General features: G+C 58.8%; 14 protein-coding genes. 8 read left to right on the top strand and 6 right to left on the bottom strand.

Annotation, left to right across the window (positions count from 1 at the left end; translation table 11 throughout):
- The first annotated feature begins 21 nt into the window (after nt 1-21).
- The 5 genes from SH292x_RS07330 (at nt 22) to SH292x_RS07310 (ending at nt 4,593) form a co-directional block, all read left to right on the top strand.
- The gene (locus SH292x_RS07330) at nt 22-273 is read left to right on the top strand and encodes a hypothetical protein (RefSeq protein WP_442484942.1); all 252 of its coding nucleotides are present in this window, start codon (nt 22-24) and stop codon (nt 271-273) included.
- Entirely contained in the window at nt 270-725 is a 456-nt protein-coding gene (locus SH292x_RS07325) for a type II toxin-antitoxin system VapC family toxin (RefSeq protein ID WP_442484941.1), read from the top strand. The genes SH292x_RS07330 and SH292x_RS07325 overlap by 4 nt, the downstream gene beginning before the upstream one ends.
- Nucleotides 726-772: 47 nt before the next feature.
- Complete coding sequence (locus SH292x_RS07320; protein ID WP_442484940.1) at nt 773-1,621, top strand: TerC family protein; 849 nt, start codon at nt 773-775, stop codon at nt 1,619-1,621.
- 63 nt (nt 1,622-1,684) lie between these two features.
- Nucleotides 1,685-3,796, top strand: a complete 2,112-nt coding sequence (gene uvrB / locus SH292x_RS07315; RefSeq protein WP_442484939.1) for an excinuclease ABC subunit UvrB — start codon at nt 1,685-1,687, stop codon at nt 3,794-3,796.
- Nucleotides 3,797-4,032: 236 nt separating this feature from the next.
- A complete protein-coding gene (locus SH292x_RS07310; RefSeq protein WP_442484938.1) occupies nt 4,033-4,593 on the top strand; it encodes a DUF6036 family nucleotidyltransferase in 561 nt (186 codons plus the stop codon).
- A 24-nt stretch (nt 4,594-4,617) separates the two neighbouring features.
- Here SH292x_RS07310 and SH292x_RS07305 read toward each other — a convergent pair whose 3' ends face one another.
- The 3 genes from SH292x_RS07305 to SH292x_RS07295 form a co-directional block, all read right to left on the bottom strand.
- Nucleotides 4,618-5,181 carry a LemA family protein gene (locus SH292x_RS07305; protein ID WP_442484937.1) on the bottom strand — a complete coding sequence of 188 codons (564 nt, stop codon included), beginning with the start codon at nt 5,179-5,181 and terminating at the stop codon, nt 4,618-4,620.
- A gap of 6 nt (nt 5,182-5,187) precedes the next feature.
- The gene (locus SH292x_RS07300; protein ID WP_442484936.1) at nt 5,188-5,901 is read right to left on the bottom strand and encodes a hypothetical protein; all 714 of its coding nucleotides are present in this window, start codon (nt 5,899-5,901) and stop codon (nt 5,188-5,190) included.
- A 61-nt stretch (nt 5,902-5,962) separates the two neighbouring features.
- Nucleotides 5,963-6,460 (bottom strand): dihydrofolate reductase, encoded by a 498-nt coding sequence (locus SH292x_RS07295; protein ID WP_442484935.1) that lies wholly within the window; start codon nt 6,458-6,460, stop codon nt 5,963-5,965.
- 111 nt (nt 6,461-6,571) lie between these two features.
- On the opposite strand from SH292x_RS07295, the gene SH292x_RS07290 reads away from it, so the two are divergent.
- Nucleotides 6,572-7,846, top strand: coding sequence for a valine--pyruvate transaminase (locus SH292x_RS07290; protein WP_442484934.1), 1,275 nt, complete (start codon nt 6,572-6,574; stop codon nt 7,844-7,846).
- A gap of 172 nt (nt 7,847-8,018) precedes the next feature.
- Nucleotides 8,019-8,549, top strand: coding sequence for a pyridoxamine 5'-phosphate oxidase family protein (locus tag SH292x_RS07285; protein ID WP_442484933.1), 531 nt, complete (start codon nt 8,019-8,021; stop codon nt 8,547-8,549).
- 8 nt (nt 8,550-8,557) lie between these two features.
- Here the strand turns inward: SH292x_RS07285 and SH292x_RS07280 are convergent, their stop codons facing one another.
- From SH292x_RS07280 to SH292x_RS07270, 3 genes are all read right to left on the bottom strand, one after another.
- Complete coding sequence (locus SH292x_RS07280; protein ID WP_442484932.1) at nt 8,558-9,847, bottom strand: tetratricopeptide repeat protein; 1,290 nt, start codon at nt 9,845-9,847, stop codon at nt 8,558-8,560.
- An 88-nt stretch (nt 9,848-9,935) separates the two neighbouring features.
- Nucleotides 9,936-11,297, bottom strand: coding sequence for an AAA family ATPase (locus SH292x_RS07275; protein ID WP_442484931.1), 1,362 nt, complete (start codon nt 11,295-11,297; stop codon nt 9,936-9,938).
- 46 nt (nt 11,298-11,343) lie between these two features.
- Complete coding sequence (locus SH292x_RS07270) at nt 11,344-11,907, bottom strand: hypothetical protein (protein WP_442484930.1); 564 nt, start codon at nt 11,905-11,907, stop codon at nt 11,344-11,346.
- A 258-nt stretch (nt 11,908-12,165) separates the two neighbouring features.
- Here SH292x_RS07270 and SH292x_RS07265 point away from each other — a divergent pair, with 258 nt between their 5' ends.
- On the top strand, nt 12,166-13,878 hold the full coding sequence (locus tag SH292x_RS07265; protein WP_442484929.1) for a hypothetical protein: 1,713 nt from the start codon (nt 12,166-12,168) through the stop codon (nt 13,876-13,878).
- Nucleotides 13,879-13,974 lie beyond the last annotated feature (96 nt).

Below are 13,974 nucleotides of genomic sequence, written 5' to 3'. Positions count from 1 at the left end.
GTGGGTGGAGGAAAACACAAAATGTCCACAGAAGCTCAGAATCTAATCGCCAACTTTCAGGCATTGCCGTTGGCGGAACAGCAATACGTGGCGGAGGCAATCATTCGGCAATCGCACGATTCCGTAGCGGACGAAGATCTGACCACGGGCGAGCCGTTAACGTCTGAGGAATTAATTAAGCGATTCCATGCTTGGGCGTATAGCCACCCTGCGATTCGCAATCCTAATCTGGATGATAGCCGCGAAGCCATGTACGAAGGCTGTGGCGAATGAGGGTACTGATCGATACAAATATCCTTTTGAGAATTGCCAACGGGCAGTCGGATTCCCAATTTCATAAGGCAGTCGAGGCGGTAGAGTCATTAATTGCAGCGGATCACACGCTCTATGTTGTTCCTCAAAACACATATGAATTTTGGTCAGTCGCGACGAGGCCTACATCCGTAAATGGCCTCGGGATGTCCAAGAGTGAGGCGCAACATAGCATCGAGACTTTCATCCAATTCCGCATGCGCCAAGACGAGCGTTCGATCTACCCACATTGGATCGCGCTCGTCGAGAAGTACGACATTAGCGGCAAGACCACGCATGACGCGAGATTGGTGGCCGCAATGGTGCGGCATCGCATGGAGCGGCTGCTTACGTTCAACTCCGCCCATTTCGCTCGATTCGACGAGATTCAAGTTTGGACTCCCGAGGCCGTTGTCGCCGGCGGGTATTCCTAGTTAAGCTATTGGCGTCCAGCATTGCCTCCCTTCAGCCCATCGGAATCATGGAAGAACTCTTCACCGCCAATAGCCTGGCCGCCCTCGCGACGCTGTCGATTCTCGAAATCGTGCTGGGCATCGACAACGTCGTGTTTCTCGCGATTCTGGCTGGCAAGCTGCCGAAGGAGAAGCAGGCTCGGGCTCGCTTTATCGGGCTCGCACTCGCGGCTGTGGGGCGGATCGTGCTGCTGCTGGCCATCACGTGGGTGATCACCCTCGATAGTGTGATTGTGGTGACGCTGCCGTTCGATGTGCCGGGGGCCGCCGATGTGGGCCACGGGCATGGTGGCGAGGAGCCAGCCGAAGGGGAAGCCGCGGCCGAGAGTGGCGTGACACCGTTGTCGGTGAAGGACATTATTCTGCTGCTTGGTGGATTGTTCCTGATCGGCAAAGCGACGTGGGAGATCAGCCACGCCGTGGACGATCACGGCCATGCAAGCCGCACGAAGCAAAAGAGCTCGATGATGGCGGTGCTGCTGCAGATTCTGGCGATCGACCTGGTGTTCTCGCTCGACAGCGTGCTAACGGCCGTCGGCATGGTGAACCCCGACGACTACAAGCAACCCTGGGTGGCGCTCGCGATCATGGTCACCTCGGTGCTGCTCGCGATCGCCGTAATGATGGCGTTCAGCGGCCCGATCTCGCGTTTCGTGAACGACCACCCCAGCGTGAAAATGCTGGCCCTGGCGTTCCTGATTCTGATCGGCGTGGTGCTAGTTGCCGAAGGCCTGCACTCGCATGTGCCACGTGGCTACATCTACTTCTCGATGGCGTTCTCGCTTGGAGTGGAGATGCTGAACCTTCGGGCGGCCGCGGTGCGGAAGAAGGCGGCGGAGGCGGAAGCTGCTGGCTAGGAGTTCACCAAGGCGGTAGAATACGGGGTCCATTCCAACCCTCGATCTCCCTGCGGGTGACCTATGCCTCAGTTCCAGCTCACGAGTGAATTCGCCCCCGCTGGCGATCAGCCCGAGGCGATTCGTCAGTTGGTCGCGGGGCTCACCGAAGGGCGGCGCGAGCAGGTGCTGATGGGCGTTACCGGTTCCGGTAAGACGTTCACGATGGCGAACATCATCCAGCAGCTGCAGCGGCCGACGCTGGTGCTGTCGCACAACAAGACTCTCGCCGCGCAGCTGTACGGGGAGTTCAAGGAGTTCTTCCCGAACAACGCGGTGAGCTACTTCGTCAGCTACTACGACTATTACCAGCCCGAAGCGTACATTCCGCAGCGCGACATCTACATCGAGAAGGACGCCTCGATCAACGAAGAGATCGACCGCATGCGGCTGGCGACGACCAGCTCGCTGGTGAGTCGGCGTGACGTGATCGTCGTGGCGAGCGTGAGCTGCATCTACGGCTTGGGTTCGCCGGAAGACTACAAGCAGATGATGATTGGCCTCGCGGTGGGGCAAGTGATCGAACGCGACGAAGTGCTCGCGCGACTGATCGACATTCAGTACGAGCGGAAGGATTTCGATCCCGAGCGTGCCAAGTTCCGCGTGCGGGGCGACTCGGTCGAGATCTGGCCCAGCTACGAAGAGTTCGCCTACCGCGTGGAATTCTGGGGGGATGAAGTCGAGTCGCTTTCGATCATCAATCCGACCAGCGGCGCGGTGGTCGACAAGTTGCAGCAGATCTATATCTACCCGGCCAAGCACTTTGTGCTGCCCGAAGAGCGGATCGAGAACGCCGTAGATCAGATTCGCAAAGAGCTCACGGGCCGGCTGCAGCTCTTTAAAGAACAAGGCAAGATGCTCGAAGCCCAGCGGCTGAATGCTCGCACGCGGTACGACATTGAAATGATGATGGAGATGGGCTACTGCCCTGGCATCGAGAACTACAGCCAGCCGCTGAGTGGTCGCCCGCCGGGGTCGCCGCCGAACACGCTGTTCGACTTCTTCCCCGAGGACTACTTGCTGTTCATCGACGAGTCGCACGCCACGATTCCGCAGATCGGTGCGATGTACAACGGCGACCGCGCGCGTAAGACGACGCTCGTCGAACATGGTTTCCGCCTGCCGAGTGCGCTCGACAACCGGCCGCTGAAGTTCGACGAATGGCAGGAGCGTGCCAAGCAAGTGGTGTACGTCTCGGCGACGCCGGGGCCATGGGAACTCGGGCAAACGGGTGGCGAGGTGGTCGAGCAAGTGGTGCGGCCTACCGGACTCTTGGACCCCGTGATCGAAGTGGTTCCCGCACGCGGTCAGGTGCCGCATTTGCTCGAGCAGATCAAGGAGCGCGCCGCCGCCGGCGAGCGGGTGCTGGTGACCACGCTCACCAAGCGGCTCGCCGAGGACCTGTCGACCTACTTCAACGAGCAAGGTGTGCTCTGCAAGTGGCTGCATAGCGAGCTCGACGCGTTCGAGCGAGTGGAGTTGCTGCGTGATTTGCGCCAGGGGAAGTTCGACGTCTTGGTGGGTGTGAACTTGCTGCGGGAAGGCTTGGACCTGCCCGAAGTGTCGTTGGTCGCGATTCTCGATGCGGACAAAGAAGGTTTTCTGCGAAGCGAAACATCGCTGATGCAGACCATCGGTCGTGCGGCGCGAAATGTGAACTCCAAGGTCATTCTCTACGCCGACAAGGTCACCGGCAGCATGCAGCGGTCGATCGACGAGACCGAGCGGCGTCGCGTGTTGCAGCAGGAGTACAACAAGGAACATGGCATCACGCCGCAGACGGTGAAGAAGGCGATCCGTTCGGGCATCGAATCGGAGCAGCAGGCCCACGCCGCGGCGAACGCCAAGGTGGGACGTGGTGACGACGCGGTGTACATCACCGAAGAGTACATTGTGGAGCTAGAGAAGGAGATGCTAGAAGCCGCCGAGGCGATGGAGTTCGAACGCGCCGCCGCCATCCGCGACCGCATCGGACAAATGCGCGACAGCATCGGCCAGCCGGTGGACTCGATCAAGTCACGCAAAGGCAAAGTGAACAAAGGCCGCCGTGGCGGAAAGCAGCGTAATTCCTCCGACGGCGAGGGGGGAAGCAAGCGTGGGACGGGGCGGATTCCGAAGCCGAAGCGGGGGGTTTGAACGACTGACTAAGTAAAAGGAGTATGTTGTGCTTAGTGACGAACAAATTCGAGCATATCGCGCGATGACTCCTGGCGAGCGAATCGCCATGTCCATTGAAATGATTGAGGGAGGATGGGGATATCTATTCTGCGCCGACGCTGCGTTGACGGAGCGAAAGTTTAAGTTGCTCGAATCGAATCACTGGAAGCGGAACGCAAATCTCCTAGCCGCCTTTGCACGCTCGAAAGAACTCGATGGCCAGAATTGACGAACTCTTCTGCGACCTCGTGGGCACCCTCGATTCTCTGAATGTCCCGTACGCAGTGATGGGAGGATTTGCAATCCGGGCGTTCAGTGTTCCTCGTGCAACTTACGACATAGATATCATCGCTAAACTCGGCGAAGCAGACATCGCGTCCCTATTTGAATGGGTGGAGGAGGCGGAGTACGGTTGGCGAGCAGATTCCGAGCACAACCGAGTGCTCAATGTCGCTGGTATGCCTTACATCCAGCTACTCGCCTGGGATCGGCACCAATCTATCGCCGCTGACATTTTTCTATGTAGTTGCGACTACCATCGATCCGTTCTCTCGCGGAGATGGCAAGCGGAGATCAACGGCTTCAAAGCCTGGATCGTATCCGTCGAAGATCTGATTCTGCTCAAAGTCGCTGCCGGAGGCCTTCGAGACATTTCCGACATCACCGAACGGTTCTTCTGCCCCACGGAAATCGACCAGAAGTATTTGCGACATTGGGGCGAGCGGATGGGAATCACCGAACGACTTGAGCAGATACTTCCTCTGATCAGCCACTAACGCCGAAACTGCCCCCACAACTCACTACCGCATCACCACACTCACCTGCGCTGGCTCCGCCGTGCTGTCAAAATACTCAGCTCGTTCGAAGCCGCCCATGCTGCCGACGAGGCTCGTTGGGAATGACTCGCGGAGTTGGTTCAAATCGCGGACGTTGCCGTTGTAGAAACGACGGGCGGCGGCAATGCGGTCTTCGGTGAGCGAAAGTTCCTGCTGGAGCGCGAGGAAGTGGTGGCTTGCCTTCAAGTCGGGGTACGCCTCGGCCACGGCGTACAGTTTTCTGAGCCCAAGCTCCAGGTCGCGTTCGTCACGGCTTTGGCTGCTCACCGGACCATGATTCGCCGCGGCGCGGTTGCGGATTTCGGTCACCTCGCTCAGCACCTCGCGTTCGTGATTGGCGTAGCCCTGGACGGTGGCTACAAGGTTCGGAATCAGCTCGTAGCGGCGCTGCAGCTCGACCTCGATGTCGCTCCAGCTCTCGCACAGGTGCTGCCGGAGTCGCGTAAAGCGATTGAACACCGCCACGTACCACGCTAGCGGCACAAGCACGATTGCCGCGAGGATCGCCAGAGGAATGAGCACTTCCATGTCCGTCTACCTTGCTGCGCGGGACTTGAGATCGGCCACGAGATGCGGCGGCCAGAGACTTAGCCATCTCTGGCACCAATCGACTTGCTGTTCGATCTCCGGTACTTGCCAGCAACTACTATTGCTCTTGAGGCAGAACACATCGCGTTCGATTTCGAACGTGGCGGGCGGGGTGTCGAGCATGAATTCCATGGTACGCGGGTGCAACAGATCGTAGACGAAGCGTTTGTCGGACGACTTCACGTGAAACTTGCGGCTAAATTCTTCGGACTCGAAGTCGATGTCGTCGAAGCCCATGAACGAGGTAACGCTGTCGAAGAACCCCTCGGGACGGACCGCCAGTTGGGGAAGCCCGACGAAAGGCAATTCCAACAACAAGAAGCTGAAGTAGTAGGTCGTCGTGTTCTCGTCCTTCCCAGAGCCGGTCGTCACCTTGTAGGTGTAATCGCCCACCGTACAGGGCTGATGCTGGCCGTCGACTTCAATCGTTCCCTGCAGCAGGTTGTAGGCGCACCGCGAGTGCCCGTGGGTGAAGCAGCCGAACTGCGAGTATCGGCTATCCCAGTCCGATTCGTAGCCCGGGCTGTAGCTCCACCCCCGCCGCGCGGCGAGCGCGGCAAGCTCTTCTCGGCGTTTCTTGGCTTGCTGGTACGAGTAGTACGCGAGCAGGCCGAAGCCGATCAGGAACAACGGGATGATGAGGATAAAAATTTCGGGCATGAAGGCTATGGTCGGAGGGAATATCGCCAGACTCATGCGTGGGTATTCGCCAGGACCCACGCTATCTTGGAGGCAACTGCGAAGAGTCTACCAAATTGGCGGCCCGACGTGCCCAGCGCCGGAATAGGTATCGCTCCTCGTCTCGTTCTTCGACCACCTGCCACTCGAAGGCGTTGAACTCCGGGAAATAGGTGTCGCCCTCGAACTCCCCCTTAATTGTTGATAGGAGCATCTCGTTTGCCAGCGGAATGGTTTGGGCGTAAACGCTCGCGCCACCACCGCTAAAGATCGGCTTGCCAAAGGCCTTGGCGGCGTTGAGGGCCTCGGCGAGGCTTTGGCACACCGTGGCTCGGGGAACGGGCTGGGGTGAGTGGCTCAGCACGACCAAATGGGCGGCCGTGGCGTCGCGGCCAAATATCTCGAAGCTCTGCCGGCCCATGATCATGGTCGATCCGCGTGTGAGCTCGCGGTACTGCTGGTACTCCTCAGGGACATCCCAGGGCATGCCGTTTCCTAGGCCAATCACTCGGTTTTCGCTCATGGCGGCGATGATTTTCATTTTGACTTAGGGGCTCCGAACCAATACCGGATTTACAGACTCTAGCTCTTCAGGAATGATCGTACGTAGCTGAAGTCTCCAGGCACCCATTCGCACCTAAATCCCCCCATCATGCAACACCAGTTCTCAATCACCGGCGAGCGTCTCTCAGGTCATAGCGGCATTGTCGAGTTGATGGACGACCTGGGGGCGGCCCTCGCCGGGACCGGGAAAACGCACATGCGGATGCTTGGTGGCGGTAATCCGGCCCATGTTCCTCCAGTGCAAAAGGTGTGGCGCGAGCGACTGCAGGCCATCGTCGACGACACCGAGCACTGCGACCGCATGCTGGCCAACTACGATGGGCCTGGCGGCAATCCGCGATTCCGCGAGTCGTTCGCCGGGGCGCTGCGTGACATTTATGGCTGGGATGTCGGTCCCGAAAACATCGCTGTGACTAACGGTGGCCAAACCGCGTTCTTCTTTCTCTTCACGCTACTCGCCGGCGAGATGGCCGATGGCCGCTTCCGAAAAGTCGTGCTGCCCCTGGTGCCCGAGTACATAGGCTACTCGGACCAAGGAGTGGCCGAGGGAATCTTTCAGAGTTTTCGGCCTCGCATCGAACAACTCGATGGCCACTCGTTCAAGTACCGCATCGACTTCGACGCACTCAAGGTCGACGAGAACTCGGCAGCGATTTGCGTGAGCCGCCCAACGAATCCGACCGGCAACGTGTTAACGGACGACGAAGTATCGCGACTCGCCGATTTGGCGTCGGAAGCGAACATTCCGTTGATCATCGACAACGCGTACGGCGAGCCCTTCCCGGGTGCCGTGTTCGAGCCGATCGCGCCGATGTGGAATCGGAGCATGGTAATGACCTTCAGCCTGTCGAAGCTCGGCCTGCCAGGCACTCGCACCGGCATTGTCCTGGCCGACGAAGAGATCGCCAGCCGCATCCGCACGATGACGGGCATCGTCGGTCTGGCGAACAACAACATCGGTCAGGCGATCGTCGAGCCGATGCTCCGCAGTGGCGAGCTGTTGCAATTGTCGCGAGAAGTGATTCGTCCCTTCTACCAGAAGAAGGCCGAGGCTGCGCACGCGATGGTGGCGAAGCACTTCGCGGACGACTTTCCCTATTCGGTGCATCGCAGCGAAGGGGCGTTCTTTTTGTGGCTGTGGTTTCCGGAGTTGCCGATTGCCACGCGTGAACTTTACACGCGGCTCAAGAACCGCGGGGTGCTCGTCGTCCCCGGCGAGTATTTCTTCTACGGTCTGGAAGATGCCGACAACGACTGGCCCCACCGCCGTCAGTGCATTCGGGTTACCTTCTCACAAGGCGAAGAGGTGGTGGAAGATGGTATCCGTATCCTGGCCGACGAGCTCAGGCAATTGCATGCGTAGTTAGCCACTCCCACGATGGTTGCAGCGACACCAGTGGGGTTGCGCGAGCACCACTAGCTCGGTACTCGGCGGTCTTTCATACATCCTTCGCGTAGCGCGGCGGAGACTGGCACGGTGTATGCATAGCTAGTGAGGCAGGAATTCTATCCACACGCCTCTGGAGCCAATCGCCATGTCTACCGCCAGCACTAAGAAAAAACTCGACGAACTTTACGAACTTCTCGACGACATGGACGTTGCGCTACTTACCACCCGCAGGCCTGACGGCATGCTGGTCACACGTCCCATGGCTACCCAGGACCATGGCCCGGTCGCCGATCTGTGGTTCGTGACCGATATCAACACGCACAAGGTCGACGAGATCGAAGCCGATCCGCACGTGAGCGTTGGATACTACAATCACAGCTCGAAGGAATGGGTGTCGGTCAGTGGTACGGCTACCGTCACGCAAGACCGAGCACGCATTCGCGAATTGTACGCGCCGGACTGGAAGATTTGGTTCGCGGATGAAGGGGGCAATCGCGATGGCGGTCCCGACGATCCACGACTCGCGCTGCTGCTGGTCACCGCCAACTCGGTTGTGTATCTAAAGAACGATCTATCGACTCCCGCGGTGCTGTTCGAAATGGCCAAAGGCTACGTTACGGGCAAGCAACCTGACATCGGCCGGCAGGAGCAGCTTACGCCGGGGGAACTGCGCTAACAGCAGTTCTACCTCCGCCATTCGCGGCTGCCGAGCAGGTTGGCGCCGATCAGTACGCCCAGCAGGGAGAACTGCATCACCTTCACTAACAGCGTGATCAACCCTTCGTGCTGCTGTTGCGGAAGGAGTATCTGCCAGACAGGTGTGAACAGCTCGAGGAATAGAATCAAGCTCACGCAGGCAAGAGCGGCGGCGACACCTTGCATGATGCGTCGCGGCTCGCGTGGCGTGAACTTGAAGCTCATGGCAAGAGCAAGACCGGGCGATCCGATGAATAGAGCACACGCCGAATAAATCGGCTCACCGGTCACAAACGAAATGGTAACCAGTGTCGTAGCTACGGCGACAATTGCTGCGACAATCAACCCTTCGCGTTTCTCCTGCCCCGTCAGCGCCATCCGTCCGAACGGATGGAACAAAAGTGCCGCATCAGCTAGCGGCTTGGCGAACCACGTGGCTACCGCAAATAGCACGTAGAGGACGATAAAGGGGGCAACGAACGGGGCAATCGACGGGTTGTTGGCAGCCACCCCGGCAAGCACTCGGTAGAGTACGTAGAGTCCAATGACAATGCCCCACTGCGCCCCCGCCGCCTTGGTTTGCATCCACAGGAAGTAATTGAGTATCCAGCGATACACCGGCACCTTGGCCTTAAGCGTCTCAAGCACGCCAACCCGCGCGACTTCCAGCTCAGGATCAAGTCGCAAGGCCTCACGGAAATGCGTCTCAGCCTGTTTCAAATCACCACGTTGAAGGTAGGTCCAGCCGAGATTCGCGTGCGAGTACGGATCATCAGGGTCAACCTCCAGCGCTTGTCGCAGTTCGGCGGTCGCCGTCTGCATATCCCCCTTCGCCCGCCGGGCGTGGGAGCGGACGTTGAGCGCATCGACGTTCTCAGGATCTATAGCGAGCGCCGAATCGCAGTCGGCGCGCGCGAGGTCCCACTTCTTCTGCTGTGCGTACACCGAGGCTCGCGTGGCGTAGTGTTCGGCATCGTGGGGATCGAGTTCAATCGTCTCCGTTGCGGTTTTCAAAGCGGCCGGCAAGTCGTTGCGCGCAAGCTGAATTCGTGCGACCAGATGCCGAATGTCGGCCGAATCGGGTGCAAGCGCGAGTGCCTGCCTCCCCAACTCGTCGGCCTTGGCAAAGTCGTCCTGAGCCGCCCGGCACGCTCCCAGTAGCGCGTAAGCCCACGGCTCGTGCGGATTGACCTGTAGCGCCATGCCCAACTCCCGCTCCGCATCGGCGTAACGAGAACGATTGAAAAGCATCTGAGCGCGCTGGATGTGGGGATTCATGACGGACACCACTTGTAGCGTGGCGTGAGTGGAGATGATCGGAAAGTTGCTCGCGAGCTTTCGCGCGCTACGGACGACGAAGCATGCCTTACTTATCCAACCACTTCAGCACGTCGTCGTACAATCCGCCTTGATTGGCGTAGAGGGCGTAGTTCCGAGCGGACGAGAACCATTCCTGAGTGGTTGGTCGGTGCGATTTTATGGCTTGCAGTAAGTCTTTCCCCAGGATCGGTTGCGGCGGGCCACCTTTCTTGATCGACTCGGTGAGTTTGGCTTCGATCGCGAGGTCGAGGATCGCCTTGAGGTCGGCCCCCGAGTACTTAGGGGTCTTCTTCGCCAGCAGGTTGTAGTCGATGTCGCGTGTGGGCTTACCCTGGCAGTGGAGGCGCAGAATGTCGGCACGCGCTGGCTCGTCGGGCGGCGGAACGAACAGCACACGGTCGAATCGGCCCGGCCGTCGAAACGCGGGGTCCACGTGCCATGGAGCGTTTGTCGCTGCCAGCACCAAGACTCCTTCATTGGAGTACTCCGCGCCATCGAGCTCGGCCAGAAATTGATTGATCAACTGCCGGGCGGTGCCGCTCTGCATGTCCGAGCGTTTGCCCCCGAGGGCGTCGACCTCGTCGAAGAACAACACGCAGGGGGCGTTGTCGCGGGCCTGTTGAAATATCTGATGGAGCCGCTTCTCGCTGTTCCCCATCCACATATCGAGGACATCGTTGATGCCAATTGATAGGAAACCGGCGTTAATCTCACCCGCTGTTGCGCGGGCGAGGAAGGTCTTACCGCAGCCGGGCGGGCCGTACATCATGATGCCGCCGCCGATCGTCTTGCCATACGCCTGGTAGATTTCGGGATGCTCCATCGGGTAGATGACTTTCACCCGAATCTCTTCCTTGAGCTGGTCCATGCCGCCAACGTTCTCGAAGCGGACCTTTGGGCGTTCGAGCTCGGTCTCGAAGTCGCCGTCGGCCCCGGCGCCGCGATGGCGGACGCGACCTTCGAATAATTCATCGTCCTGCTCTTGGTAGCTCTGGTTGGGTAATACACCGAGGCGCGTAGAAAGCTCCTCGTCGGCCACATCGGGATCGATTTCAAGCGCCTGCTTGTAGCGAGCCACGGCGTCCGCAATTCGGCCTTCGCCAATCGCCAGACGAGCATAGAGTACACACGCCGCGGCGGGCGGATTCGGTTTGTCGAGCAGCGACTCGAGAATCACCGCTGCCTCGCTCGCACGACCCGACTGGTAAAACGCGTTGGCTAGTGCCAGCTGAATGTCGCGGCTTGATGGCGATGCTTCGAGGAGCTTCCGAAACTCGTCTACTGCTTCGTCATACCGCGACAAAGAAAGTAGCGTATCGGCCAAGTGTCGCCGGAGCGGAAGATTATCGGGTGAAACGGCGAGCGCAGCTCGAAGCGGGGCGACGGGGTCGGATTCGGCAGGCATCATAAGGTCTCAATGAATGCGGGTCAGTTGATACGCTAAGGGTGAGTGACTAAGCGCCCTCGACCACCAGTTGATCGAGGTACTCGCGACTGAAACCGCGAATCCAGAACTCGCCCTTCTTGTACTTCACTGGACGGACAGGTGCCCGGGCGACGATGAGCAGCGTAATCAGCCCAACCAGTATCCCCAGGATGGTGACGACAACTACCACGGTCGACTCGACCACGATTCCGGCAATAAGACCCACAAATAATCCAGCGCACGCCAGGGACGCGATCAGCACCCGAAAACGGCGAGTGGCGCGAAGCTCTTGCGATTCAGAATAGGTGATGTCACAGCCTTTCCGTACCACGAAATAGACGATGGCTAATATCAGGAGATTCACCAGTATCAGGATCCCAATCCAGCTTGGAGCCCAGTAGAGAGTCTGACGCCGTTCCTCAGAGGGGGATGTGGGTTGGTTTGTCTTGACGCAACGGGTTGGAAGCACCACCCCCGATCGAACCACCAAGTAACTCCCATCGACGTAGGCTTGTTGTCGACCTCCCTGCATGACGGTGGTCGCATAGTCTTTAGCATCTGTTAGGGGTGCTTGGAAGGGATTTTCAGACACAGACACAGATTCCATAAGGGCGGTACTGAAGTTCGCATAAAAGTAGCGTTTGAGCCAATAAACGCTGAAGCCTGAGCTTAGCCCACCCAACGCGTCGAGGCAATCTTGTCCGGCCCAGTTCCGACTTAAACCCTTGCTCAAAAGGCCCGGTTGTCTATTGTTCCACTAGTGCTTTTACCCCCTCCGCGGGCACAATGGGACGAAGTACGCGGTGAAACTTGGTGACTCGCCGAACCGTCCGCCAGGAATTCGACAACGATGGCCAATCGCAAAACGCTCGGCGGTGTGATTCACACCTATCAGAAATACGACCCCGCAAGGTTTCCGAGCCCCAGCGAACCGCCGCCCGACTTGGTGAGCGGGGCCTTCGAACACATGCTGATGTTCGGTGAACGGCGAGAGCTGACCGAGGAGGAACTCGCTCGCGCGGTGCGGCTTGACCCTAGTCAGATTGCAGGCCTTGGTCCCAGCATTGATGCGCTGCGGGCGATGCTCGAAGAGCGGAAGCGGAAGATTCTGGAGAAGTATGAGACCCGTAAAGTGCTGAAGCGCGCTCGGAAGGCCTATCAGTCGGCAGCAGCCGACATACGACCGTCCAAAGCCCACGCCGATCGGTTTCACCAAGCGGTATGGTCGGAACAGCTTCGCGACCTCGAGCGATTGTGGTACGCAGCCGAGAGCGACAATTCGCCCTTCGCGAGGCAAATGATGAACCTCATCGAGCGGCTTGGCGAGAAGTATCAAGTGGATGAGTTGGCGGCGAAGTACGAGTTCGTCGGACGAGAATCGATGTCGGTTCCAGAAGCTCTGGAAGTCAAAGAAGAGTTGGAGAAGATCGACGAACTTCTCAAACAACTTGAAGAAGCGTCGAAGACCGCTCAGATCGGGCTTATCGACATGGAGATGCTCAGCGAGTTCGCCGAGCCGGGCGATGTCGACCAACTCAGTTCCTTGCAGCAACAAGTGCAAGACTACCTGCGCGAGATGGCCGAGCGCCAGGGGCTCGAACAGTCGGGGGGTACGTTTCGATTGACTCCCCAAGCGTACCGCATCTTTCAAGGCAAGTTGCTCGATCGACTATTCAGTGAGATCGAAGCCTCGCGCACTGGTAGGCACACGGGCGCGATCGTCGGGGAGGGTGCCGTTGAGCTTCAGTCTACCAAACCGTTCGAATTCGGCGACTCCATAGCCAACATGGACGTAGTATCGACGTTTACCAACGCCCTGGTTCGCCAAGCTGGTAGCCCCCTGCCCCGCGGTGAGTTTCGCCTTCGCTCGGACGACATCGAGATTCACAAGACGCGCAACACCCCGAAGTGCGCGACGTGCGTCATTATGGACATGAGCGGCTCGATGCGCTACGACGGGCAGTACATTCACGTCAAACGGATGGCGCTCGCACTGCAAGGATTGCTGCGCAGCGAGTATCCGGGCGATCATCTTTCGTTCGTCGAGATGTACAGCTTCGCCAAGATGGTGCCACCGGGGAAAGTCGTGAACCTGATGCCGAAGCCTGTCACCATCAGCAATCCGGTGGTCCACCTCAAGGCCGACATGAGCCGGGACGATATCAGTGAGACGATGGTGCCGCCGCACTTCACGAACATTCAGCACGCGCTGTCGCTGGCGCGGCGTCAACTTTCGGCGCAGGATACGCCGAACCGGCAGATCGTGCTGATAACCGATGGTTTGCCAACGGCGCACTTCGAGCAAGAGACGCTCTACCTATTGTACCCACCCGACCCGCGAACCGAGTCGGCGACGCTTCGCGAGGGACTGCTATGCAAGCGGGATGGTATTACGATCAATCTGTTTTTGCTACCAAGCTGGTCGCAAACCGAAGACGACGTGCGGTTCGCCTATCGGCTAGCCGAATCGACGACGGGACGCGTGTTCTTCACCGCAGGGCGTGATCTCGATCGCTACGTGGTCTGGGACTATTTATCTCGGCGGCGAGAGATTCTGGGGTAGCACCGCGTCACACTGGGTAAGCTTGGGCCGGTTTTCGCCCAATTCGCTGGCCGTGGCATATTGTGTACTTTACCCGACCGCCATAAATTCGGACGA

This window comes from Aeoliella fuhlenseeensis (genome assembly GCF_052161615.1).
Classification (GTDB): Bacteria; Planctomycetota; Planctomycetia; order Pirellulales; family Lacipirellulaceae; genus Aeoliella.
The sequence above is the reverse complement of the archived record's forward strand: the minus strand, read 5'-3'. Positions and strand labels throughout refer to the sequence as shown.